We start from the raw sequence: 22,956 nt of genomic DNA, 5'->3' as shown, positions 1-22,956 counted from the left end.
CCCCACCGCCACCCCGGGCGCTCCCACCGGCACGCCCGGCCTGCGCCCCGGTGCGTTCGGCAACGCCACCGGCCTGGCCTGTCGCGAGTGCGGCCACCAGATCGAGCTCGGGCCGCACTACGCCTGTCCGGAGTGCTTCGGTCCGCTCGAGATCGCCTACGACTTCCCGGCGATCACCCGCGAGCAGATCGAGGCCGGCCCCGCGAACATCTGGCGCTACAAGGCCCTGCTGCCGGTGCCCGACGACATCGAGCAGAGCCCCAACATGGAGCCCGGCTACACCCGCCTGCTGAAGGCGCACAACCTGGGCCGCGAGCTCGGGATCGACAACCTCTGGGTCAAGGACGACTCCACCAACCCGACCAACTCCTTCAAGGATCGGGTGGTCGCCTGCGCGCTCAGCGCCGCGACCGAGTTCCACAGCAAGGTCTTCGCCTGCCCCTCCACCGGCAACCTCGCCAACGCGGTGGCCGCGGCCGGCGCGCGGGCCGGGATCAAGACGGTGGTCTTCATCCCCTCCGACCTCGAGAAGCCCAAGCAGGTCAACTCCGCGGTCTACACCGACTCGTTGGTCGCCGTGAAGGGCAACTACGACGACGTGAACCGGCTCGCCTCCGAGATCGCCGGCGAGGAGGACGGGTGGGCGTTCGTGAACGTCAACGTCCGGCCCTACTACGCCGAGGGCTCCAAGACGCTGGGCTACGAGATCGCCGAGCAGCTCGGCTGGCGCCTGCCCGACCAGATCGTCATCCCGGTCGCCTCCGGCTCCCAGCTGACCAAGGTCGACAAGGCCTTCCAGGAGCTGATCAAGCTCGGCCTCGTCGAGGACAAGCCCTACAAGGTGTACGGCGCCCAGGCCACCGGCTGCTCGCCGGTCTCGGTCGCCTACAAGGCCGGGGTCGACGCGATCCGACCGGTGAAGCCGGACACGATCGCCAAGTCGCTGGCGATCGGGAACCCCGCGGACGGGATCTACGTGCTCGACGTGTGCCGGCGTACCGGGGGAGCGGTCGAGGACATCACCGACGAGGAGGTGCGCGCCGGCATCCTGCTGCTGGCCCGCAACGAGGGGATCTTCACCGAGACCGCCGGCGGGACCACCGTGGGCGTGCTGAAGAAGCTCGTGGAGACCGGTCAGCTCGACACGTCGCTGGAGACCGTCATCATCAACACCGGCATGGGCCTGAAGACCCTGGACGCCGTCTCCGACTCGGTCGGGCCCGCTGCCACGATCGACCCGTCGTACGCCGCCTTCACCGCCACCGGCCTGGCCTGAGCCGCACCCGAAGCACCGAGGAGCACCGAGCATGAGCGTTTCCGTCCGGATCCCGACGATCCTGCGCACCTACACCGGAGGCGACTCCGAGGTCTCCGCCGAGGGCGCCACGCTGGCGGAGGTGCTCGACGACCTCGACGCCCGTTTCGCCGGGATCAAGGGTCGGGTGCTCGACGAGAGCGGCACGCTGCGTCGCTTCGTCAACGTCTACGTCGGCAACGACGACGTCCGGTTCCTCGAGAACCTGCAGACCCCGACGCCGGACGGCACCCAGCTCTCGATCATCCCGGCGGTGGCCGGAGGCTAGCTCCGGGTCAGCTCGACGAGCATCGCGCCCATCAGCGCCTCGAGCCCCTTGTGCGGGCGGACCATCACCGTGAACGAGGTGATCCGCCCGGTGTCGTCCCAGCGGATCATGTCGACGCCGTGCACGCTCAGTCCGTCGACCTCCGCCTCGAACTCGAGCACCGCGCTGTCGGCGGCGTACCACTCCTCGACGTAGCGCAGGGTGGGACCGAGGACGACGAGGGCCGCCGTGAGGTACGCCGTGGTCAGGGCCTTGCCCGGCTGTGGCGTGTGCACCGCGGGTGAGCGGAAGACGCACTCCTCGGCGAGCAGCGCGTCGAGGGCGGCCGGGTCGCGGGCCTCGGCCAGGGCGTGCCAGGCCGCGATCGGAGCCGGCATCGGGGGCGAGTCGGTGGTCATCGCGCCAGTCAACCGGGTCGGGCCGCCGATCCGGGAGCGGACACTCAGGGCACCGTGACCTCGATCAGCGCGGCGTTGCCCCGTCCGTCGATGCGCACCGTGGCGATCGAGTCGCCGGCGTTCACGGCGTCCTGGGCAGCCTGCGCCTTCGCCTGGGGCAGGAACCAGCTCTCGATGCCGCAGCGGATCCGCCAGTCCCGATCGTTGCAGGCCAGGTATGGGCCGGTGTCGGGACGCTCGCGGGTGTAGTCGTCGGCCACCCAGACGCCGCCCTCCTCGCGCAGGGTCACGAACAGCTCGCCGCGGGCGCCCTCGATGTCGACGTCATCGCTCGCCTCCCACCGCTCCAGCTCCTGCAGGTCCGGGTAGGCCAACTCGACGTACGCGCCCCGGAAGGGGTCGATCGGGTCCACCGGGGCGACCCGGAAGGTGTACTCGTCGCCGGTCAGCCGGGCCGAGAGCTGGCCGGCGACGGCCACGCCCACCAGCACCAGCATCACCAGGACGGCGCCGACCACCCGTACCGGTCGAGAGGAGGTCACAGTGCTCATGCGGAGGTTCCTTCCACGACGCCGACGAGCTGCCGGCGAGCCCGGTCGAACAGGTAGCCGGTGCCCACGAAGACCAGGCCGAGCGCCAGGAAGAGCCAGGCGCCCTCGATGATCCGGGCGAAGACGGCGAAGCTCTGGAAGGTCGTGAACACGACCAGCGCGGCCAGAGCCAGATAGGTCAGTCGGTCGCTGCCACGCCGCAGACCCAGCACCGCCACCCAGGTGGCGGCCCCGACGTACAGCGCGATGCTGACGCCGGCGTGCAGCCAGCCGACGGCTCCCACGTCGTCCAGGTCGAGGACGGGATCCCAGAGCACCAGCACGCTGGCGGCGGCCACCACGGCGAGCGCGGCCAGCGGCTCGAGGCGGGCGCGGCCGGTGGCTGCCGCCGCCGAGGCGAGCGGTACGGCGAGCGCGATCGCGAGCAGCGCCCAGCCGCTCCACTCGGGGGCGAAGTCGTCCGCGTTGACCTCCGGCACGGCAGCCATGAAGAGCCCGACCAGCCCGATGGCCGCACCGAACTCCCGCCACGGCACGCCGAACCCGGTGGGGGCGAAACGGTCGTGCAGCACGGCCACCCCGCTGGCCACCGCCGCGGCCGCGACGAAGGCGAGCGTGACGCCGAAGACGCTGCCGCCGGCCTCGGCGAGGTACCAGCAGAGCCACACGATCCCGGCGCCGAGCGCCACGACCAGGGGGGCCACTCCCCGCACGGCGTAGGCGTAGACCAGCGCGCCCAGGGACCACCAGCCGACCAGGGCCGGCTCGAACGCGGGCACCTGGAGGTTCTGCGCCGCCTCGAAGATGACCGCACCGAACGCGAGCGCCGCCAGACCCCGGGCCGCTCCCACCACGGGTGAGGCGGTGTCGTCGGCGTGGGCTCGCCGAGCGGCCAGCAGTTCCGCGGCGGCGGTGATGCCCAGCCAGATCACGGTGACGACCGCGAAGCGGGTCACCGGTGAGAACTGGTCGAGGTTGGCGGCCACCAGCCAGATCAGGCCGAAGCCCACGAAGGCTCCGCCCAGGTAGGACATCAGCCGGGCGATCCCGGCCCGTCGTACGGCGGCGTACTGGTCGAGGATGGCGGCGCCCTGCGCCGGATCGACCAGGCCCTCGGCCTGCCAGCGGCCGACCTCGTCACCCAGCCAGGCCAGCTGCCGCGGCGTGACCGGCCGCGACGTGGTGCTCGTCGTGTGTTCCATGCCCTCGAGTCTGCTCCCTGCCCGCTGCGGGGCGCATGGGTACGGAGACTCAATTCACGGGCCGATGGGCCCGGTTGCCACCCGCCGATCACCTGGAGCAGGTGGGCGAGGTCGTCGGTGTGGACGACCCAGTAGCCGGTGAGTCGCTCGACGGTCTCAGCTCGTTGTCGCCGGTGGTCGTGTGGCCACGCTCGCCGCGTGGGCAGGCGAAATCGACAACGCCCCGGAGGGTCGGCGGGGATAGCCTCGCGCCATGACGACCGTCCTGCTGGCCACCTTCCAACTGATGCCCGAGGGCGAGTACGGCGGGGAGCACCTGGTCGCCGCTCTGGCCGAGCGCGACGTCCACACTCGCTGGGTCTCGTGGGACGACCCGGCCGTGGACTGGGCGGACGCCGACCTGGTCGTGGTCCGCTCGACCTGGGACTACCACCGCCGGTGTGCCGACTTCCTGGCCTGGGCGCGGACGGTCGAGGAGTCCACAGCGCTGCTCAACGGCGCCGAGGTCTTCACCTGGAACGCCGACAAGGCCTACCTGGTCGAGATCGCGGACAGGATCCCGACGGTGCCCACGCTCCTCGCCGACGACGCCGACCTGGTGGGTGGACTCCGGGCGGGTCTCGAGGCCTTCGGCACGATCGTGGTCAAGGCCCGGACCGGCGCCGGCGGCATCGGAGTGGTCGTGATCGACAGCCTCGAGGACGACCGGCTGGCCGGGCTGACCGCGGGGCCGTGGGTGGTGCAGCCGCTGGTGGAGTCGGTGCGGACGGTGGGCGAGACCTCGGTCTTCGTGCTCGACGGGCGTGCGGTCTCCCAGGTCGACAAGCTGCCCGCCGCGGGCGAGATCCGGGTGCACGAGCACTTCGGTGGCGCCTCGCGGGCGGTCGCGCTGACGGACCCGGCCCGCGAGGCCGCCGAGCACGCGATCGCCGAGGCGAGCCGGCTGCTGGGGCGCCGGCTCGACTACGGCCGCGTCGACCTGATGGAGTACGACGGCCGGTTGGTCGCGGGCGAGCTCGAGCTGATCGAGCCGGGCCTCTATCTCGACGTGCATCCCGCCAACGCTGAGCCGTTCGCGGACCTGGTCGTGGAGCGTCTCGAACAGGGGCGCTGAGGGCGCCAATTTCTTGCACTCTCGGGGGTCGAGTGCTAAACATGAGGCTGGCACTCTCGACAGGAGAGTGACAGTTCAACCCCCGATCCGGGGAGTTGAGGCCAGAAGCGCCGGCGGGAAGGGTTCGCCGGGCAGCCTGACCGTCCGTCGCGGGCAACGAGCCGGATCGTCCACAAACTCTGAAATGCGAAGGATCGCAGGAGTTATGCCGAAGCTGATTGCTTTCAACGAAGAGGCCCGACGCGGTCTCGAGCGTGGCATGAACACGCTCGCCGACGCCGTCAAGGTCACCCTCGGTCCCAAGGGCCGCAACGTCGTTCTCGAGAAGAAGTGGGGCGCGCCCACCATCACGAACGATGGTGTGAGCATCGCCAAGGAGATCGAGCTGGAGGACCCGTACGAGAAGATCGGGGCCGAGCTCGTCAAGGAAGTTGCCAAGAAGACCGACGACGTGGCCGGTGACGGCACCACGACCGCCACGGTCCTCGCCCAGGCGATGGTCCGCGAGGGTCTGCGCAACGTGGCCGCGGGTGCGAACCCGATGGGCCTCAAGCGCGGCATCGAGGCCGCGGTGGCCGCCGTCTCCGAGCAGCTCTCCAACATGGCCATCGACATCGAGACCAAGGAGCAGATCGCTGCCACCGCCTCGATCTCGGCCGCCGACAGCACCGTCGGCGAGATCATCGCCGAGGCGATGGACAAGGTCGGCAAGGAAGGCGTCATCACCGTCGAGGAGTCGAACACCTTCGGGCTCGACCTCGAGCTCACCGAAGGCATGCGCTTCGACAAGGGCTACATCTCGGCGTACTTCGTCACCGACCCGGAGCGCATGGAGACCGTGCTCGAGGACCCCTATGTCCTCATCGCCAACTCCAAGATCTCCAGCGTCAAGGACCTGCTGCCCCTCCTCGAGAAGGTCATGCAGTCCGGCAAGCCGCTGCTGATCCTCGCCGAGGACGTCGACGGCGAGGCCCTGTCCACGCTGGTCGTGAACAAGATCCGTGGCACCTTCAAGTCCGTTGCCGTCAAGGCCCCGGGCTTCGGCGACCGCCGCAAGGCCATGCTGCAGGACATCGCGATCCTGACCGGTGGCCAGGTCATCTCCGAGGAGGTCGGCCTCAAGCTCGAGTCGGCCGGCATCGAGCTCCTCGGTCAGGCCCGCAAGGTCGTCATCACCAAGGACGAGACCACCATCGTCGAGGGTGCCGGTGACGCCGACCAGATCGCCGGTCGCGTCAACCAGATCCGCGCCGAGATCGAGAAGTCGGACTCCGACTACGACCGCGAGAAGCTGCAGGAGCGCCTCGCCAAGCTGGCCGGCGGCGTTGCGGTCATCAAGGTCGGCGCGGCCACCGAGGTCGAGCTCAAGGAGCGCAAGCACCGCATCGAGGACGCCGTTCGCAACGCGAAGGCGGCCGTCGAGGAGGGCATCGTCGCCGGTGGCGGCGTGGCGCTCGTCCAGGCTGCCGACGTGGCCTTCGGCAAGCTCGAGCTCGAGGGCGACGAGGCGACCGGTGCCAACATCGTGCGCTTCGCGACCGAGGCCCCGCTCAAGCAGATCGCGATCAACGCCGGCCTCGAGGGCGGCGTCGTGGCGGAGAAGGTGCGCAACCTGACCGCTGGTCACGGCCTGAACGCGGCCACCGGCGAGTACGTCGACATGATCGCCGAGGGCATCATCGACCCCGCCAAGGTGACGCGCTCCGCGCTGCAGAACGCTGCGTCCATCGCCGCGCTCTTCCTCACCACGGAGGCCGTCGTGGCCGACAAGCCCGAGAAGGCGGCGCCCATGGGCGGCGACCCGTCGGGCGGCATGGGCGGCATGGACTTCTGATCGAAGTTCTGGGCACAGCCCTGCACTGAACGACACGTTCGGCCCCGGTCCTCGGACCGGGGCCGTTCGTCATGTCCGGGTGTGTGAAGGTGTCCGCGTGGAGACCGTCGGGCGCGCTGAGCAGAGGCGCGCGCGCTTCGAGGCGATCGCCCGGGAGTTGATCGACCCGCTGCGGCGGTTCCTGGTGCGCCGTACCGACCCGGCGACGGCGGACGACGTGCTGGCCGACACCCTGTTGGTCTGCTGGCGGCGCTTCGACGACCTGCCCGCCGACCCACTGCCCTGGGCGTACGCCGTGGCCCGCGGGTGCCTGCTCAACGCCGAACGCTCGGCTCGTCGGCAACGCCGGGTCGCGGCGAGGGTGGCGACGCTGGATCCACCGGTCGAGGCGGTGGAGGTGCCGGAGGCCGACCGGGGGCCCGACCCGGGGCTGGCCGAGGCGATGGCGTCGCTGCGCGCCGAGGACGCCGAGCTGTTGCGGCTGTGGGCCTGGGAGCAGCTGACCGTGTCCGAGATCGCGACGGTCCTCGACATCACGCCCAACGCCGCCGGCGTACGGCTCAGCAGGGCGCGCCGGCGACTGGTCGGTGAACTCGGTAAGAACGATGCCGGTGCCGGACATGAGAAGGCATGAGGAGGGCACGTCCATGAGCGAGGGAACCGAGCCGGACGCCGACGCCGTACGCGCGCGGCTCTCCGCCGCCGACCCGGCGGCCCTCCTGCCGTCCGCCGACGCCACGCAGGTGGCACGACTTCTGGAGCACGCGATGACGACCGACGCCCCCCACGACGAGCCCCTGACCGACGAACGACGCTCCGACCACACGCACGGGCGCAGTCGCCTGACCTGGGCGGTCGCTGCCGCCGCGTCCGCCCTCATCATCGGCGCCGCGGTCTTCGCCCTCGTCGCGCGTGGGGGAGACGAGGTCCCGGTGGCGACTGCCGAGGCGAGCGTCACCGACCTCACCCTGCAGCCGAGTGCGAACCGGTGCATGGTGCCGACCGCCGAACTGCTCGCCGAGCAGCCGCTCGCCTTCGAGGGCACCGTGCAGGAGGTGGGCGAGGAGGAGGTCACCCTCGAGGCCACCCGCTTCTTCGCCGGGGAGGCCAGCGACCTGGTCCGGGTCGAGACGCCGCCCTCCGACGCGCTGGCCCTGATCGGCTTCGTCGACTTCCGGGTGGGGGACCGCTACCTGGTCTCGGCCAACGACGGGATCGTCACGGTCTGCGGCTTCAGCGGCCCGGCGACCCCGGAGCGCAGCGCGCTCTACGCCGAGGCGTTCGGCGCCTGAGCTGATGGGCGTGCACGGGATCCTCCTTGCTGCCGGTGCCGGCACGCGGATGGGGATGCCCAAGGCGCTGGTCCGGACGGCCGCCGGCGAACCCTGGGTGCTGCGCGGGGTGCGGGTGCTGCGCGGGGGCGGCTGCTCGAGGATCGTGGTGGTGCTGGGTGCGGAGGCCGACCGGGCGGCCGCGCTGCTGGACCCGTCGGGGACGGCAGCCGGGGCGGGTGCGCCGGTGGACGTCGTCGTCGCCGAGGACTGGGCCGACGGGATGTCGGCGTCCCTGCGCGCCGGGCTCGGGGTGGTGGCCGGCTCGCCCGAGGCCGAGGTCGCCCTGGTGCACCTGGTCGACCTGCCCGATGTCGGGGCCGCGGTGATCGCCCGGGTGCTGGCCGAGGCTGCCGGGCCCGCGACGCTGTGCCGTGCGTCGTACGACGGGGTGCCGGGGCATCCGGTGCTGATCGGCCGCGACCACTGGGCCGGCGTACTCGACGTGTCGGGCGGTGACCGGGGAGCCCGCGACTACCTGGCCGCCCACGAGGTCACGCCCGTCGAGTGCGGCGACCTGGCCACCGGCCACGACCAAGACCGCTGACCTGCCAGTTGTGGTTGGCTCCGCACAACCACAACTGGCAGGTCAGCGGTCTGGGAGCAACCGCAAGTGGCAGGTCGCCAACCATGAGCCAACGCACAGCGCCGTAGCCTTGGGGAATGGAGCGCCACGTGCAGACCGGGTCCGCGGCCGAAGTGGCCTCGGCGCTGGAGGCCACCGGGTACCTCTGCGACGAGGCGCTGGTCACGGTCGCCTTCCTGGCCCTGCGCATGCAACGCCCGCTGCTGCTCGAAGGCGAGCCCGGCACCGGCAAGACCGCGCTCGCCGAGGCGCTCGCTCAAGCGCTCGACCTGCCGCTGGTCCGGTTGCAGTGCTACGAGGGGATCGACGCCACGCAGGCGCTCTACGACTGGGACTTCCCGCGCCAGATCCTGCACCTGCGCGCCCTCGAGGCGGCCGGCGGCGCGGACGTCGAGGAGGCCGAGAAGAGCCTGTACGACGAGCGGTTCCTGCTCGCCCGCCCCGTGCTCGCCGCGCTGCAGCAGAGCCCTGCAGTCCTGCTGGTCGACGAGGTCGACCGGGCCGACGACGAGTTCGAGGCGTTCCTGCTCGAGGTGCTCTCCACCTACCAGGTCACGATCCCGGAGCTCGGCACCGTGAAGGCTTCCACCCCGCCGATCGTCGTGCTGACCTCCAACCGCACGCGCGAGCTCCACGACGCGCTGAAACGCCGCTGCCTCTACCACTGGATCGACCACCCGGGCCTGGACCGCGAGGTCGAGATCGTCCGCTCCCGCGCACCCGAGGTCTCCGCCGAGCTCGCCCGGCAGGTGGTCGGGGTCGTCCAGCAGCTCCGCGATCGCGACGACCTGCAGAAGCCGCCCGGCGTCGCCGAGACCCTGGACTGGGCCCGCGCCCTGCACCACCTCGGCACGGTCGACCTCGACCTGGCCGCGGCCTCGGCGACCCTCGGCGCGCTGATCAAGTACCGCGAGGACGCCGACCGCGTGCGTCAGGCCCTGGACCGGATGCTCCGGCCATGAGTGCCACCCCGACCGACCCGACGGCACCCCGGCCCCCGCGCCACCAGGCCGACGAGATCCTGCTCGGCTTCACCCGGGCCCTGCGCGCCGCGGGGGTGCCGGTCACCCACGACCGTTCCCAGCACTTCCTGAGCGCCGTGGCCACGCTCGGTCTCGACGACCAGCGCGCGACCTACCTGGCCGGCCGCGCCACGCTCTGCGCCGGCCCGGACGACCTGCAGCGCTACGACCAGGTCTTCGAGTCGTGGTTCAACGCCCGCGACGGCCTGCCCCGCACCCGCCCCGCCACCTCGTCCCGGCCTGTCCTCTCCGACCTGCCGGCCACCGAAAACTCGCCCGGTGACAGCGACGGCGAGCGCGAGCCCGACGAGGTCGTGCGGGCCCGGGCCAGCGCCGCCGAGGTGTTGCGGCACCGAGACCTGGCCGCCCTCTCGCCCGCGGAGAGGCAGCGGCTCGGCGCCATGTTCGCCACCCTGCGGCTGCGCCCGCCGCTGCGTCGTACGGCGCGGCACCGGGCCTGGCGCCGTGGCGACGTCGACGCGTCTCGCACCTTGCGCGCCAGCCTCCGACGGTTCGGTGAGCCGGCCGAGATCGCCCGGCGGCGACGCGCCGTACGCCCCCGCCGGATCGTCCTGCTCGTCGACGTCTCCGGCTCGATGAGCGGGTACGCCGACCCGCTGCTGCGGCTGGCCCACCGGTTCACCCAGCTGGCCCGCGAGCGTGGCGGGGTCGTCGAGACCTTCACGATCGGCACCCGGCTGACCCACCTGACCCGGGCGATGCGGGTGCGCGACCCCGAGCGGGCCCTGGTCGTGGCCGGCGACACCGTGCCCGACTGGTCTGGCGGCACCCGGCTGGGCGAGACCCTGCAGATCTTCCTGGATCGCTGGGGTCGTCGCGGGCTCGCGCGCGGCGCAGTGGTCGTGGTCTTCAGCGACGGCTGGGAGCGCGGCGACCCCGCCCTGCTCACCGAGCAGATGGACCGGCTGCGCCGGATCGCGCACCGGGTGGTCTGGGTGAACCCGCACCGCGGAAAGCCCGGCTACGAACCCGTGCAGCAGGGCGTGGTCGCCGTCCTGCCGTACGTCGACGACTTCCTCGCCGGGCATTCCCTGGCGACCTTCGCCGAGCTCTCGGAGGTGCTGGCGCGTGCGTGAGGTGTTGCCCGAGCTGCTGGAGCGCTGGCGGGCCGGTGAGCAGGTGGGGATGGGGACCGTGGTCGCGACCTTCCAGTCCGCCCCGCGACCGCCCGGCGCCTCGATGCTCGCCTGCGCTGACGGTACGGCGGTCGGCTCGGTCTCCGGCGGGTGTGTCGAGGGTGCGGTCTTCGAGCTCGCCCAGCAGGTGGTGGCCGGCGGCACCCCCGTCCTCGAGAGGTACGGCGTCTCCGACGACGACGCGTTCGCGGTCGGGCTGACCTGCGGCGGGATCCTCGACGTGTACGTCGAGAAGGTGGACCGCGACACCTTCCCCGAGCTCGAGCAGGTCGCCCGCGACCTGGCCGACGGCACCCCGATCGCGATCGCCACGGTGATCGAGCACCCGGACCCGGACCGGCTCGGGCGCCGCCTGCTGGTCCGACCCGATGCCGGTGCCGGTGCCGGCACCTCCGGGTCGCTCGGCTCCGAGCGCGCCGACGCCGCCGTGCACGACGACGCGGTCGGCCTGCTGGCCGCGGGCCACCACGCCACGCTGACCTATGGCCCGGACGGCGAACGCCGGGGCGAGGGCATGCGGGTCTTCGTCTGGGCGTTCGCCCCGAAGCCCCGGATGCTCGTCTTCGGCGCGATCGACTTCGCGGCGGCCGTGGCCCGGGTCGGCAGCTTCCTGGGCTACCGGGTGACGGTCTGCGACGCTCGCCCGGTCTTCGCGACGACCAGCCGCTTCCCGGAGGCCGACGAGGTCGTCGTCGACTGGCCGCACCGCTACCTCGCGGCCGAGCGCGACGCCGGCCGGATCGACCCCCGGACCGTGATCGCGGTGCTGACCCACGACCCGAAGTTCGACGTTCCCCTGCTCGAGGTGGCGTTGCGCCTGCCGGCGGTCTCGTACGTCGGCGCGATGGGCTCGCGGCGTACCCACGAGGACCGGCTCGCCCGGCTCCGCGACGTCGGGATCACCGAGGAGGAACTGAGCCGGCTCTCCTCGCCGATCGGCCTCGACCTGGGGGCTCGCACGCCGGAGGAGACCGCGATCAGCATCGCCGCCGAGATCATCGCCGGGCGTTGGGGCGGCAGCGGCGAGCCGTTGGCCGGCACGGACGGTCGGATCCACCGCGAGGTGCCCGGCCTCCCGGGTTGACGGGCGTGGCACGGTCACGGGGACGCCGATCGACGCCGTGACCCACGTCACCCCGTCGGTGCTACCTTGGCCCGACATCGAGCCATCGGGGGTGGTCGGATGTCCAGTGATCTGCAGGGCCGTCGGCTCCGCGCGGTCCGCGCCTGGACGGCGTTCGTCGAGAGCGGCGACGCTGCCGAGCGCCTGGTACGTCCCGAGATCCTGAGCAGCTGGGCGCGGTCCGAGTCCGCCATCTCCACCGACCTCACCCATGCCCCGATGGCCGACGAGCAGGAGACCCACGCCTTCTGGCGGGGATCGCCCCTGCAGACCGCCGTGGAACGGGTGGAGGCCGAGCTGCGCCGCACGGCGGAGGACGGCGATGTGGTGATCGCGGTGACCGACGCCCGCACCCGCATCCTCTGGACATACGGCGGTCGGGTGATGCGGCGCAAGGCGGAGTCGGTGAACTTCGTGGCGGGTGGCCGCTGGGACGAGACCAGCGTCGGCACCAATGCCCTCGACCTCGCCGTCCGTTCGGACGCGCCCGCGATGGTCTTCAGTGCCGAGCATTACGCGCCCATCGTGCACAACTGGGTCTGCTGGGCCGCGCCGGTGCACGACCCCGTCACCGGCCGTCAGCTCGGCGTCCTCGACCTCTCCACGACCTGGGACCGCACCCACCCGATCGGACTGGCGACCGCTCGGGTGCTGGCCCGGCTGATCGAGACCGCGATGCCGCACTCCCGCAGCCACCCGCAGCTGGCCGACGACAGCGGTGTCGCCGGACTCGAGCTCACGCTGCTCGGCACCGCGGAGACCCGTCTCGACGGTCAGCGGCTCCTGTTCAACCGTCGGCAGACCGAGGTGCTCGCCCTGCTGGCCCTGCACCCCGAGGGCGTCTCGCTGGAGCAGCTGCACGCGATGGTCTACGGCGATCAGGCCGTCACCCTCTCCACGCTGAAGGCCGAGGTCTCCCACCTCCGGGCAGCGCTCGGTGGTCAGCTGGCCTCTCGCCCCTACCGCCTCACGATGCCGGTCGCCACTGACGTCGAGGTCGTGCTCGGCCTGCTCCGACGGGGTCACGTGGCCGCCGCGGTCGAGGCGTACGGCGGGGACCTGCTGCCCGGCACCAACTCCCCGGCACTCGGTGAGCTCGCCGAGTATGTCGTGGTCGCCCTGCGCGAGGCGCTGCTGGCGGATCCGCAGCCGGACGCCGTGGTCCGCTACAGCGAGCTGGCGCCGTACGACACCGAGGTGGTGGAGGTCGCCCTGGCGGCGCTCGCCGGCAGCGCGCACCCGGCGGTGCCGCTGCTCAAGGGGCGGCTCGCGGTCGCCCACCGCTGAGGCGGACCCGTGTCGTCGGCGGCCCAACCTTTCACCAACCACTCCGGCCTAGCGTGAGCCGGGTCACACGCCTCGCCACCCGGCACCACCTCTCAGGGAGTCGTCCATGACCCGGATCCAGCTCACCGTCGACGGGGACTCGGTCTCCGACGACGTCGAACCTCGCCAGCTGCTCGTGCAGTACCTCCGAGAGAATCTCGGCAAGACCGGCACCGTCGTCGGGTGCGACACCAGCAACTGCGGAGCCTGCACCGTGCACCTCGACGGGCAGTCGGTGAAGGCGTGCAACGTGCTCGCCGTGCAGGCCGACGGCTGCGACGTCACCACGATCGAGGGGCTCGCCAGGAACGGCGCGCTGCACCCGGTCCAGGAGGCCTTCCGCGAGTGTCACGGCCTCCAGTGCGGCTTCTGCACGCCGGGGATGATCATGCAGAGCCTGGACCTGCTCAAGGACAATCCGGACCCCTCGGAGGAGGAGATCCGGCTCGGCCTGGAGGGCAACCTCTGCCGGTGCACCGGCTACCACAACATCGTCCGCTCGGTGCAGCAGGCGGCCGGCACGCTGAGCGGGAGCGCCTCATGACCGCCACCCAGGAGCGGCCCACCGAGACCGGCCGGGAGATCGGACGCGACCGCCGGCGCAAGGAGGACCAGCGGCTGATCACGGGCCGCACCCGCTGGACCGACAACATCACCCTGCCGGGGATGCTGCACGTCGCGATGGTGCGCAGCCCGTTCGCGCACGCCCGGATCGCCGGCATCGACACCTCCGTGGCCCAGGAATCGCCGAACGTCGTCACCGTGATCACCGGGGCGGACGTCGCCGACGAGCAGGGATCGCTGCCGAACGCCTGGCCGATCACGCCCGACCAGGTCACGCCGGCGCATCCGCCGATCGCCGTCGACCGGGCCACCTTCGCCGGGGAGATCGTTGCCGTGGTGGTCGCTCGCAGTGCCGCCGCGGCCCGGGACGCAGCCGAGCTCGTCGACGTCGAGTACGAGGAGTTGCCTGCCGCGGTGGACCTCAAGGAGGCGGCCCAGGCGACCCCCGAGAACGGCGGTGCGCTGGCCCACCCGGAGCTGGGCACCAACAAGTCCGCGTTCTGGGTCTTCGACTCGGCCACCGCCGGCACCGGCGGCAACGTCGACGAGGCGATCGAGAAGGCTCGAGACGACGGGATCGTGATCGAGCGGGAGTATCGCCAGCAGCGGTTGATCCCCGCCTTCATGGAGCCCCGCTCGACCGTCGTCGACCCGACCGGCGAACAGATCACGATGTGGTCGGCCACCCAGATCCCGCACATCCTGCGCTTCCTGCTGGCGGCGGTCACCGGCGTCAGTGAGTCCAAGATCCGCGTGATCGCCCCCGACGTCGGTGGTGGCTTCGGCGGCAAGCTGCAGACCACCCCGGAGGAGTTCATCGTCTTCCTTCTGGCGCGCCGCCTGGGCAAGCCGGTGAAGTACACCGAGACCCGGTCCGAGTCGCTGGTCGCCGCCCACCACGGGCGCGACCAGTGGCAGAAGCTGACGCTGTCGGCGGAGAAGGACGGTACGGTCACCGGCTTCAAGGTCGAGCTGCTGGCCGACCTCGGCTCACACGTCTCCCTGATCGGCGGGGGAGTTCCGGTCCTCGGTGCCTTCATGTTCAACGCGATCTACAAGTTCCCCGCGTACCGGTTCAACGTTCAGACGGTCCTCACCAACAAGACCTGGACCGACGCCTACCGCGGCGCGGGTCGGCCCGAGGCGACGTACGCCGTGGAGCGGATGATGGACGAGCTGGCCGCCGAGGTCGGGGTCGACCCGTTGCAGATCCGGGAGAAGAACTGGATCACCCACGACGAGTTCCCGTTCACCAGCGTCTGCGGGCTGGAGTACGACTCCGGCAACTATGAGGCCGCCACGGCCCGGGCCAAGGAGATGTTCGGGTACGACGAGTTGCGCGCCGAGCAGAAGCGGCGCCGCGAGTCCGGTGACCCGGTCCAGCTGGGCATCGGCGTCTCCACGTTCACCGAGATGTGCGGGCTGGCGCCCTCACGAGTGCTCGGCAGCCTCGACTACGGCGCGGGCGGTTGGGAGCACGCGAGCGTCCGGATGCTGCCGACCGGCAAGGTCGAGCTGCTCACCGGCGCCTCGGCGCACGGCCAGGGTCACGAGACGGCGTTCAGCCAGATCGTCGCCGACCGGCTCGGTGTGGCCTTCGAGGACGTGGAGGTGCTGCACGGCGACACCGCGATCTCACACAAGGGGATGGACACCTACGGGTCCCGCTCCCTGGTGGTCGGGGGAGAGGCCGTCGTCAAGGCGGCCGACAAGGTGATCGAGAAGGCGAAGGTGATCGCCGCGCACCTGCTCGAGGCCTCGGCCGACGACCTCGAGTTCGCCGGCGGACGCTTCCAGGTCAAGGGCACCGACCAGGGGATGGCGATCGGGGAGATCGCGTTGGCGACCTTCGCAGCGCACAACCTGCCCGACGGGGTGGAGCCCTCGCTGGACTCGGACGCCACCTTCGACCCGGTGAACTTCAACTACCCGCACGGCACCCACCTGTGCGCGATGGAGGTGGACACCGAGACCGGGCAGGTGCGGATGCGCAAGTACGCCGCCTGTGACGACATCGGCAACATCATCAACCCGCTGATCGTCTCCGGGCAGGTGCACGGCGGGCTGGTCCAGGGCATCGCGCAGGCGCTCTGGGAGGAGGCGGTGTACGACGACGCCGGCACCCTGGTGTCGGGCTCCTTCGTCGACTACCTGCTGCCCACGGCTGCCGACACGATCAGCTTCGACCTCGACCACACGACCTCGCCGGCGACCACCAACACGCTCGGCACCAAGGGCGTGGGCGAGGCCGGGACGATCGCCTCCACCCCGGCCGTGGTCAACGCCGTCGTCGACGCGGTCCGGCACCTGGGCGTGAACGACGTCCGGATGCCCTGCACGCCTGAACGGGTGTGGAAGGCGATCAACGACGCCCGAGGTGGTGGAGGTGACGTCGTGGCGGCCGAGACCGAGGCGGCCGCGGCCCCCCACTTCGATGCAGCCGAGGGAACCGAAGGAGCAGGCCGATGATCCCCGCAGCGTTCGACTACCTGGCACCGACCACGGTCGAGGAGGCGCTGGCGGCCCTGACCGAGCACGGCGACGAGGCCAAGATCCTGGCTGGAGGGCAGAGCCTGCTGCCCGTCCTACGGATGCGGCTCAATGCCCCCGAGCTCGTCATCGACCTGGGCCGGATCACCTCCCTGCGGGGCATCCGTGAGGACGGAGACTCACTCGTGATCGGCGCCATGACGCCGCACTCGGTGGTGGGCTCGGACCCGCTGGTCGCCGAGCACGCTGCCCTGATCAGCAAGGCGGTGGAGCACCTGGCCGACGTCCAGGTCCGCCACCGCGGCACCTTCGGCGGCGCACTGGCGCACGCCGATCCGGCAGGTGACCTCGGAGCTCCCGCGCTCGCCCTGGGAGCGGAGTTCGTGATCGCGGGCCCCGGCGGCACCCGCACCGTGGGTGCGGACGACTTCTTCCTGGGCCTCTTCGAGACCGCGATCGGCGAGGACGAGATCCTCACCGAGGTGCGTGTGCCCAAGCGGACCGGGTGGGGTTCCTGCTACGAGAAGTTCGTGCGGGTCGCCCACCAGTGGCCGATCGTCGCGGTGGCCGCCACCGTGCGCAGGGAGGGCGACACGATCGCGGAGGCGCGGATCGGGTTGACCAACATGGGGGCCACGCCGGTGCGGGGCCGGGCGGTGGAGGAGGCTCTCCTCGGGCAGCCGGTCACCGAGGACGCGGTGCGCGCCGCAGCCGCTCATGCCGCGGACGGCTGCACGCCGCCGTCGGACCTGAACGGTGACGCCGACTACCGGCGCCATCTCGCCGGGGTTCTGACCCGGCGAGCCGTGCTCGCGGCGGCGGGAGCCTGACAGCGTGGACCTGACGCACCGCTTCAGCGTGCCGACCCCCGTCGAGGAGACCTGGGCCCACTTCCAGGACATCTCGGGACTGGCCGAGTGCTTCCCCGGGGCGCAGCTCGCCTCGGTCGAGGGGGAGACCTTTCAGGGCACCTGCAAGGTCAAGCTCGGGCCGATCGCGCTCGTCTACACAGGCTCGGGGACCTTCGTCGACAAGGACGACGCCGCCCACCGGTTCGTGGTCGAGGCCAAGGGCAAGGACAAGCGCGGCAATGGGACGGCCGGCGCCACGGTGACGCTCAGCATGACGCCGGGCACCGGCGCGATGGACGGAGGCACGGACGTCGTGGTGGTCACCGACCTGGCCGTCACCGGGAAGCCGGCCCAGTTCGGGCGCGGGGTGATGCAGGACGTCTCGGACAAGCTCCTCGGTCAGTTCGTCGGTTGCCTGGAGAGCCGGCTGGGTGCAGCCCCCCAGGCGGCGGTCCCAGCTACCCCCGCACCCACCCCCGCACCCACGCCCGCACCCACGCGTGCGGTCGAGCCGTCGGTCCTGACCCCACAGCACGTCTCCCAGGAGGATGCGCTGAACCTGGGCGCCACGGTCCTACCGGTGCTGGCGCGGACCTACGGCAAGCAGGCGCTCGGCGCTGGTCTGGTCCTGCTGCTCGCGTGGTGGCTGCTCCGGCGACGCTGATGGCCCGATGCCCGGCGAGGGGAGCGGCCTGCCCCTAGGCTCCGGGCATGAAACGGCTGCTGGGCTTCGTGCTGGGCCTGGTCGTCCTGGTGCTGGCGCTGCTCGCCCCGGCTGCCCTGTACGACGTGGACCTCGACGAGCCGAGCCACGAGACGACTACGATCACCCGCTACCTGGCCGACTTCGAGGTCGATGACCAGGGCGGCCTGCGCGCCACCGAGACCCTGACCGTCACGTTCCCGCACGCCGGCAAGCACGGCATCTTCCGGTTCTGGGACCTCGCGGACCCGACCGCCCCGCACGCCCGCCGGATCCCGCGCGAGATCCGGGTGACGATGGACGGCTCGCCGGTGCAGGTCGAGCTGACGAGCGAGGACGGCGGTCGCTTCCGGGTGGCCCGGATCGGCTCGCCCGACATCGAGGTCACCCCGGGCGAGCACGTCTACGAGATCAGCTACCGGATCGCCTCGGTCCTCGAGCCCGGCACGGACGGCACCACCAGCCAGTTCTACTGGGACCTCGTCCCCGCCGGGTGGCAGCAGCCGATCGAGCGCGCGGCCCTGACGCTGCGGCTGCCGGCCCCCGCCGAGCAGGTGCGCTGCGCGATCGGCACGGGCAGCACGGGCGAGACCGGCAGCACGGGCGGCTGCGCGGTCCGCGGCGACGACACGACGGTGCTGCGGATCCGGACCGACCGACTGGCACCGAACACGCCGGTGACGGTCAAGGTCGGGCTCGCCGTGCCCGCCTCCGAGCCGGTCGACGAACTGCCGTGGACCCCCCGCTGGGACGCGGTCCTGGGCCAGAACGTCCTGCTGCTGGCCTGCGTCCTCCTGCTCGCCGCCGGCGCCTCCGTGCTCGGGCTGACCATCGGTGCCCGGTCCCGCGAGCCCCGCCCCCAGTACCCGCTGATGTACGCCCCGCCCGAGGGCCTCGGCCCGGCCCAGGCGGCGTACCTGTTCACCGAGAAGGTGGACCGCACGGCGTACGTCGCCTCGCTGATGCACGCCGCCCAGCACGGCGCCGTCCGGCTCGACCGGAACGGCGACACCTGGAACATCACCGACCTGGCCGGCCCGCAGGGGTGGGCGGGCCTCGACGAGGTGACCCATGGCGTCGGCCACCTGCTCGGCGGACCCGGCGCCACGTTCACCGCGTCCCGGTCCGACGTCGCCGGCGGCCAGCGCCTCCAGCAGGAGATCGCCCGCTTCGAGTCCAGCACCCGTGCCTGGGCGAAGCGCAGCGGCCTGATGGTGCGCAGCGGTCTCGGCTCGGCCGGAGCGATCGTGGTGATCGGTGCCCTGCTGGCGGCGCTCGCGATCGCGATCTTCAACCCGTTCTCGATGACGTTGCTCGGGCTGGTGCCGGGCGGTTTCGCGCTGTTCGCGCTGCCGCTGCTCTCCGCCGGCTCGGGCACCCGGCGTACGGCGCGGGGGCGCGAGCTGTGGTCGCGGATCGGGGGGTTCCACCGTGTGCTGTCCACCGACTCCAGCCAGAACCGCTTCGACTTCTCCGGGCGCCACGAGCTGTACACGGCCTACATCCCGTGGGCGGTCGCGCTGGGCTGCGCCGAGGAGTGGGCGGACAAGTACCGCACCGAGGTCGGCGCCGAGCCGCCGACGCCGCCGTACCTCGTCGGCGGGTACGCCGCCGGCACCGCCGCCGATCAGGTTTCCGCGATGGTCCAGGACTTCTCCCGCACGGTGGACGGTGCGATCTCGTCCTACCAGGCGACCCAGACCTCTTCCTCGTCCGGCGGCGGAGGCTTCTCCGGTGGCGGGGGAGGCGGCGGCGGGGGTGGAGGCTCCTGGTGAACCACGCGTCCGATCTGCCCGACCACGACCAGCACCACCACCTGCTCCCACCAGAAACAGAGGACACCTGATGTTCGCGATCGTCATCGCCCTCGGCCTCATCGTCGCCGTGGCCGGCTTCATCATCATCGGCTTCAACAAGCTGCGCACCACCGACATCACCGCCCAGGAAGCTCTCGGCGGGATCGACGTCCAGCTCACCCGGCGGGCCGACCTGATCCCGAACCTCGTCGAGACCGTGAAGGGCTACGCCACCCACGAGAAGGGGGTGTTCGAGGAGGTCACCCGGGCGCGAGCCGGGGTCCAGGCTGCCGCGCAGGGGGACGACGTACCGGCCAAGGCGGCCGCGGACGCCGCCCTGCAGCAGGCGTTGGTGCGGGTCAACGCGGTCGCGGAGCAGTACCCCGACCTGAAGGCGAGCACGAACTTCCTCGACCTGCAGCAGCAGCTCGCGGAGACCGAGAACCAGATCTCCTTCGCCCGGCAGTACTACAACGACGCGGTCGCGACGCTGAACAAGCTGACCGCGACCATTCCGTGGATGTTCCTCACCGGGATCGCCAACGTGCACGCGCGGGACTTCTACGAGGCGCCCGCCGGACAGCAGGCGCCGCCCCAGGTCAACTTCTGACGGCATGACCCGGGCCCGACCTGGGTACGGCGCGGCCATGTCCTGCACCCGTGACCTGTCGGCCCTCGCGCCGTGCTGACGCCGCGGCCGCGCGGCACCCTGACCGAGACCCTGTTCCGGGCCCTGCGCGCGCCTGGTGACGACCTGTCCGGTCTGGTGGCTCTCCGCCCCGACGACGACGTGGACGCCCAGCTCGCCCTGTGGGTGCTCTACGAGCTGCACTACCGCGGGTTCGAGGACGTGGCCGACGACCTCGAGTGGCACCCGGACCTGCTCCGGCTGCGAGCCGACCTGGAGCGCGACTTCGAGCAGCGACTGCGCGCCCGGTGCGCCCACGACGTACCCGAGGGGCCCTTCGCGGAGGCCTTCTTCGACCTGGTCGTCGACCACGACGGGCCGTCGATCGCGGCGCACGTCCAGCGGCACGCCACCGCCGAGCAGGTCCTCGAGCTGCTGCGGATGCGCTCGATCTACCACCTCAAGGAGGCGGACCCGACGGCCTGGGTCGTGCCCCGACTGCCCGTCGGGCCCAAGGCGGCGTTGATGGAGCTGCAGTACGACGAGTACGGCGCCGGCAACCCGCACCGGCTGCACGCGCAGCTGTTCTCGGTGGGCCTGGAGGCCTGCGGGCTGCGCTCGGACCCCGGGGCGTACCTGGACCTGGCGCCGCTGGAGGTGCTGGAGCAGAACAACGCCATGTCGCTCCTCGGCCTGCACCGGCGACTGCGGGGCGCGGCGCTCGGCCACCTTGCCGCGTTCGAGGCCACCAGCTCGCTGCCCTCGCGCCGGATGGCCCAGGGGCTCAACCGGCTCGGGTTCCCGGCCGAGCTGGTGGCCTACTACGAGGAGCACGTGACCGCCGACGCGGTGCACGACCAGCTCGCCGTGCGTCAGATCTGCGGCTCCTTGCTGCGCACCGAGCCGGACCTGGTCGGGGACGTGTTCTTCGGCGCCCGGGTCGCCCTGGATCTCGAGGACCGATTCGCCGTCCGCGTGCTGGCCCGCTGGGACCGCGAGCAGCAGGTCGCCTCGTGACGGCCTCGGCGGAGAACGACCTGCCCGAGCACGCCGACGTCGTGGTCTGCCCCGGTGGGCCGCTGCTGCTCCGCGGCGAGCACGTGGTCCAGGACGCGGACGGGGTGCTGCACCGCACCACCCGGCCGGTCAGCGCGATGTGTCGCTGCGGCAGGTCCGCAGACCTGCCCTGGTGCGACGGGACCCATCAGGCGCTGCCCCGAGCGGCCCGGCCCTGAGCAACCACGACTGACAGGTCAGCGGTCCAGTCGGACCAGCACCCCGCGCTCGCCGTGGCGGACCTCGGTCATCGTCAGCTCGCCGGTCGACTCCGTGCGCAGGCGCTCGACCTGCTCCAGCGTGCCGACCTGGAGGATCACCGCGCCGCCGGGCAGCAGGTGGCGCGCGGCGACCTGCAGGCAGGCGCGGGCGACCTCCAGCCCGTCCTCACCACCGTCGATGGCGAGCAGCGGGTCCTCGGGGTAGGTGTTGGTCCGGTCTCGCGGCACCCAGGGCGGGTCGGCGATCACCAGGGCGAACCGGGCGGCGGGAGCCAGGATCTCCTCCAACCGGCCCTGTCGGACCTCGACGAGCTCGTCGAGACTGGCGGCCTCGGCGTTGCGGCGGGCGTAGTCGCACGCCACCGGGTCGAGGTCGACACACACCAGGGGGCGCTCGACGCCGGCGCGCCGGGCCCGCTGGACGGCCAGCAGCCCGATCTGGCCGGCCCCGGCGCAGAGCTCCAGCGCGGGCCCGGCCGGCAGGGCGGCCATCAGCTCGGCCGCCCAGTGCGACTGTGCCGCGGTCCAGGGGCGGGGTCGCAGGACGCGGTCGTCGAAGGCGATGCTCAGCTCGCCGAACTCCATCAGCTCTGCAGCAGGGGTGGACATGGCACTGCGGTGCCCGATCGGGCGGCGCGCGAAACTCCGGAGCCGCTCAGAACACGTGCCGGGGGCGGAACTGGACCGAGATCCGGGGGCCGGCGTGCGCCATCTTCGGCACGGCGTGCTCCCAGGTGCGCTGACAGGATCCGCCCATCACCACAAGGTCGCCGTGCGCGAGCTCGAGGCTGAACGACTCGCCGCCGCCCCGCGGCCGCAGGGCGAGGCGTCGTACGTCGCCCACGGAGACGATCGCGACCATCGTGTCGTGGTGCCGTCCGCGGCCGATCGTGTCGCCGTGCCACGCCACGCTGTCGCGACCGTCGCGGTAGTAGCAGCAGCCGGCGGTGGCGAACTCCTCGCCGAGCTCGGGCAGGTAGTGCTGGCTCAGCACTCGACGCGCGTCGGTCAGGACCGGGTGGGGGAGGGCGTCGTCGCGACCGTAGGTGTGCACCAGCCGCGGGACGTCGACCACCCGGTCGTACATCGGTCGCTGCTCCGCGCGCCACGGCACCTCGGAGAGGAGGGCGGCGAACACCTCGTCCGCGCGCGGGAGCCAGGCCCGGTGCACGTCGACCCAGGCGCCTCGGCTCAGCTCGTGTCGCTCCAGCCGGGAAAACCAGTCGAGCCCGGCCGCCGCCGGCGCCTCGAAGAGCGAGCCCTGGAAGTCCATCCCGGTACGCTAGCACGAGATCGAACACCTGTTCGAGAAGCGCCGCGGTGGGTGGGCCAGACCCGTACGGGTGGTGCGCCCTGGCCGATCGGGTGCACTTGGTGTGACGTGTTGCGATTCCCGGGACGCGTGGGTGAGATCCCCCCT

The 22,956-nt window shown here is 71.8% G+C and carries 24 protein-coding genes; 19 read left to right on the top strand and 5 right to left on the bottom strand.

The window, feature by feature from the left end:
* Positions 1-40: 40 nt before the first annotated feature.
* A complete protein-coding gene (thrC, locus tag ABZE72_RS07485; protein ID WP_372728387.1) occupies positions 41-1,276 on the top strand; it encodes a threonine synthase in 1,236 nt (411 codons plus the stop codon).
* 31 nt (positions 1,277-1,307) lie between these two features.
* Positions 1,308-1,583: a MoaD/ThiS family protein gene (locus ABZE72_RS07480; protein WP_372728386.1), complete on the top strand. Its 276-nt coding sequence runs from the start codon at positions 1,308-1,310 to the stop codon at positions 1,581-1,583.
* Here the strand turns inward: ABZE72_RS07480 and ABZE72_RS07475 are convergent.
* From ABZE72_RS07475 to ABZE72_RS07465, 3 genes are read right to left on the bottom strand one after another with little or no spacing between them, the layout of a single operon-like run.
* Positions 1,580-1,981: a nuclear transport factor 2 family protein gene (locus ABZE72_RS07475; protein WP_372728385.1), complete on the bottom strand. Its 402-nt coding sequence runs from the start codon at positions 1,979-1,981 to the stop codon at positions 1,580-1,582. The genes ABZE72_RS07480 and ABZE72_RS07475 overlap by 4 nt on opposite strands.
* A gap of 44 nt (positions 1,982-2,025) precedes the next feature.
* Positions 2,026-2,532 carry a GDYXXLXY domain-containing protein gene (locus ABZE72_RS07470; RefSeq protein WP_372728384.1) on the bottom strand — a complete coding sequence of 169 codons (507 nt, stop codon included), beginning with the start codon at positions 2,530-2,532 and terminating at the stop codon, positions 2,026-2,028.
* Positions 2,529-3,734, bottom strand: coding sequence for a DUF2157 domain-containing protein (locus tag ABZE72_RS07465; protein WP_372728383.1), 1,206 nt, complete (start codon positions 3,732-3,734; stop codon positions 2,529-2,531). Before ABZE72_RS07465 ends, ABZE72_RS07470 begins: the two co-directional genes overlap by 4 nt.
* Positions 3,735-3,987: 253 nt before the next feature.
* Here ABZE72_RS07465 and ABZE72_RS07460 point away from each other — a divergent pair, with 253 nt between their 5' ends.
* The 17 genes from ABZE72_RS07460 to ABZE72_RS07380 all read left to right on the top strand — a co-directional run bounded on the left by ABZE72_RS07460 (position 3,988) and on the right by ABZE72_RS07380 (position 21,494).
* Complete coding sequence (locus tag ABZE72_RS07460; protein ID WP_372728382.1) at positions 3,988-4,848, top strand: RimK family alpha-L-glutamate ligase; 861 nt, start codon at positions 3,988-3,990, stop codon at positions 4,846-4,848.
* A gap of 205 nt (positions 4,849-5,053) precedes the next feature.
* Positions 5,054-6,682: a chaperonin GroEL gene (groL, locus tag ABZE72_RS07455; protein ID WP_372728381.1), complete on the top strand. Its 1,629-nt coding sequence runs from the start codon at positions 5,054-5,056 to the stop codon at positions 6,680-6,682.
* 97 nt (positions 6,683-6,779) lie between these two features.
* The gene (locus tag ABZE72_RS07450; RefSeq protein ID WP_372728380.1) at positions 6,780-7,316 is read left to right on the top strand and encodes an RNA polymerase sigma factor; all 537 of its coding nucleotides are present in this window, start codon (positions 6,780-6,782) and stop codon (positions 7,314-7,316) included.
* A 13-nt stretch (positions 7,317-7,329) separates the two neighbouring features.
* Positions 7,330-7,974 (top strand): hypothetical protein, encoded by a 645-nt coding sequence (locus tag ABZE72_RS07445; RefSeq protein WP_372728379.1) that lies wholly within the window; start codon positions 7,330-7,332, stop codon positions 7,972-7,974.
* A gap of 4 nt (positions 7,975-7,978) precedes the next feature.
* Entirely contained in the window at positions 7,979-8,560 is a 582-nt protein-coding gene (locus ABZE72_RS07440; protein ID WP_372728378.1) for an NTP transferase domain-containing protein, read from the top strand.
* A gap of 116 nt (positions 8,561-8,676) precedes the next feature.
* Positions 8,677-9,561: an AAA family ATPase gene (locus tag ABZE72_RS07435; protein ID WP_372728377.1), complete on the top strand. Its 885-nt coding sequence runs from the start codon at positions 8,677-8,679 to the stop codon at positions 9,559-9,561.
* Positions 9,558-10,718, top strand: a complete 1,161-nt coding sequence (locus ABZE72_RS07430; RefSeq protein WP_372728376.1) for a VWA domain-containing protein — start codon at positions 9,558-9,560, stop codon at positions 10,716-10,718. The genes ABZE72_RS07435 and ABZE72_RS07430 overlap by 4 nt, the downstream gene beginning before the upstream one ends.
* Entirely contained in the window at positions 10,711-11,862 is a 1,152-nt protein-coding gene (locus tag ABZE72_RS07425; protein WP_372728375.1) for an XdhC family protein, read from the top strand. The genes ABZE72_RS07430 and ABZE72_RS07425 overlap by 8 nt, the downstream gene beginning before the upstream one ends.
* Before the next feature lie 99 nt (positions 11,863-11,961).
* On the top strand, positions 11,962-13,188 hold the full coding sequence (locus tag ABZE72_RS07420) for a transcriptional regulator (protein WP_372728374.1): 1,227 nt from the start codon (positions 11,962-11,964) through the stop codon (positions 13,186-13,188).
* A 106-nt stretch (positions 13,189-13,294) separates the two neighbouring features.
* On the top strand, positions 13,295-13,771 hold the full coding sequence (locus ABZE72_RS07415) for a (2Fe-2S)-binding protein (protein ID WP_372728373.1): 477 nt from the start codon (positions 13,295-13,297) through the stop codon (positions 13,769-13,771).
* A complete protein-coding gene (locus ABZE72_RS07410; RefSeq protein ID WP_372728372.1) occupies positions 13,768-16,260 on the top strand; it encodes a xanthine dehydrogenase family protein molybdopterin-binding subunit in 2,493 nt (830 codons plus the stop codon). Before ABZE72_RS07415 ends, ABZE72_RS07410 begins: the two co-directional genes overlap by 4 nt.
* Entirely contained in the window at positions 16,257-17,111 is an 855-nt protein-coding gene (locus tag ABZE72_RS07405) for a xanthine dehydrogenase family protein subunit M (protein ID WP_372728371.1), read from the top strand. The genes ABZE72_RS07410 and ABZE72_RS07405 overlap by 4 nt, the downstream gene beginning before the upstream one ends.
* Positions 17,112-17,115: 4 nt before the next feature.
* Positions 17,116-17,796, top strand: a complete 681-nt coding sequence (locus tag ABZE72_RS07400; RefSeq protein WP_372728370.1) for an SRPBCC family protein — start codon at positions 17,116-17,118, stop codon at positions 17,794-17,796.
* Positions 17,797-17,843: 47 nt separating this feature from the next.
* Positions 17,844-19,610 carry a DUF2207 domain-containing protein gene (locus ABZE72_RS07395; protein WP_372728369.1) on the top strand — a complete coding sequence of 589 codons (1,767 nt, stop codon included), beginning with the start codon at positions 17,844-17,846 and terminating at the stop codon, positions 19,608-19,610.
* A gap of 70 nt (positions 19,611-19,680) precedes the next feature.
* Positions 19,681-20,241 (top strand): LemA family protein, encoded by a 561-nt coding sequence (locus tag ABZE72_RS07390; RefSeq protein WP_372728368.1) that lies wholly within the window; start codon positions 19,681-19,683, stop codon positions 20,239-20,241.
* Between the two features lie 72 nt (positions 20,242-20,313).
* A complete protein-coding gene (locus ABZE72_RS07385; protein ID WP_372728367.1) occupies positions 20,314-21,276 on the top strand; it encodes an iron-containing redox enzyme family protein in 963 nt (320 codons plus the stop codon).
* Positions 21,273-21,494, top strand: a complete 222-nt coding sequence (locus ABZE72_RS07380; protein ID WP_372728366.1) for a CDGSH iron-sulfur domain-containing protein — start codon at positions 21,273-21,275, stop codon at positions 21,492-21,494. The genes ABZE72_RS07385 and ABZE72_RS07380 overlap by 4 nt, the downstream gene beginning before the upstream one ends.
* Before the next feature lie 18 nt (positions 21,495-21,512).
* On the opposite strand, the gene ABZE72_RS07375 is transcribed toward ABZE72_RS07380, so the two are convergent.
* Together ABZE72_RS07375 and ABZE72_RS07370 are read right to left on the bottom strand one after the other, a co-directional pair.
* Positions 21,513-22,145 carry a methyltransferase gene (locus tag ABZE72_RS07375; protein WP_372728365.1) on the bottom strand — a complete coding sequence of 211 codons (633 nt, stop codon included), beginning with the start codon at positions 22,143-22,145 and terminating at the stop codon, positions 21,513-21,515.
* A gap of 46 nt (positions 22,146-22,191) precedes the next feature.
* A complete protein-coding gene (locus tag ABZE72_RS07370) occupies positions 22,192-22,809 on the bottom strand; it encodes an alpha-ketoglutarate-dependent dioxygenase AlkB (RefSeq protein ID WP_372728364.1) in 618 nt (205 codons plus the stop codon).
* Between the last annotated feature and the right edge of the window lie 147 nt (positions 22,810-22,956).

Source organism: Nocardioides sp. (assembly GCF_041600255.1).
Taxonomy (GTDB): Bacteria; Actinomycetota; Actinomycetes; order Propionibacteriales; family Nocardioidaceae; genus Nocardioides.
Note: the sequence above shows the minus strand (reverse complement) of the source record. Positions and strands in the feature narration are given on the sequence as shown.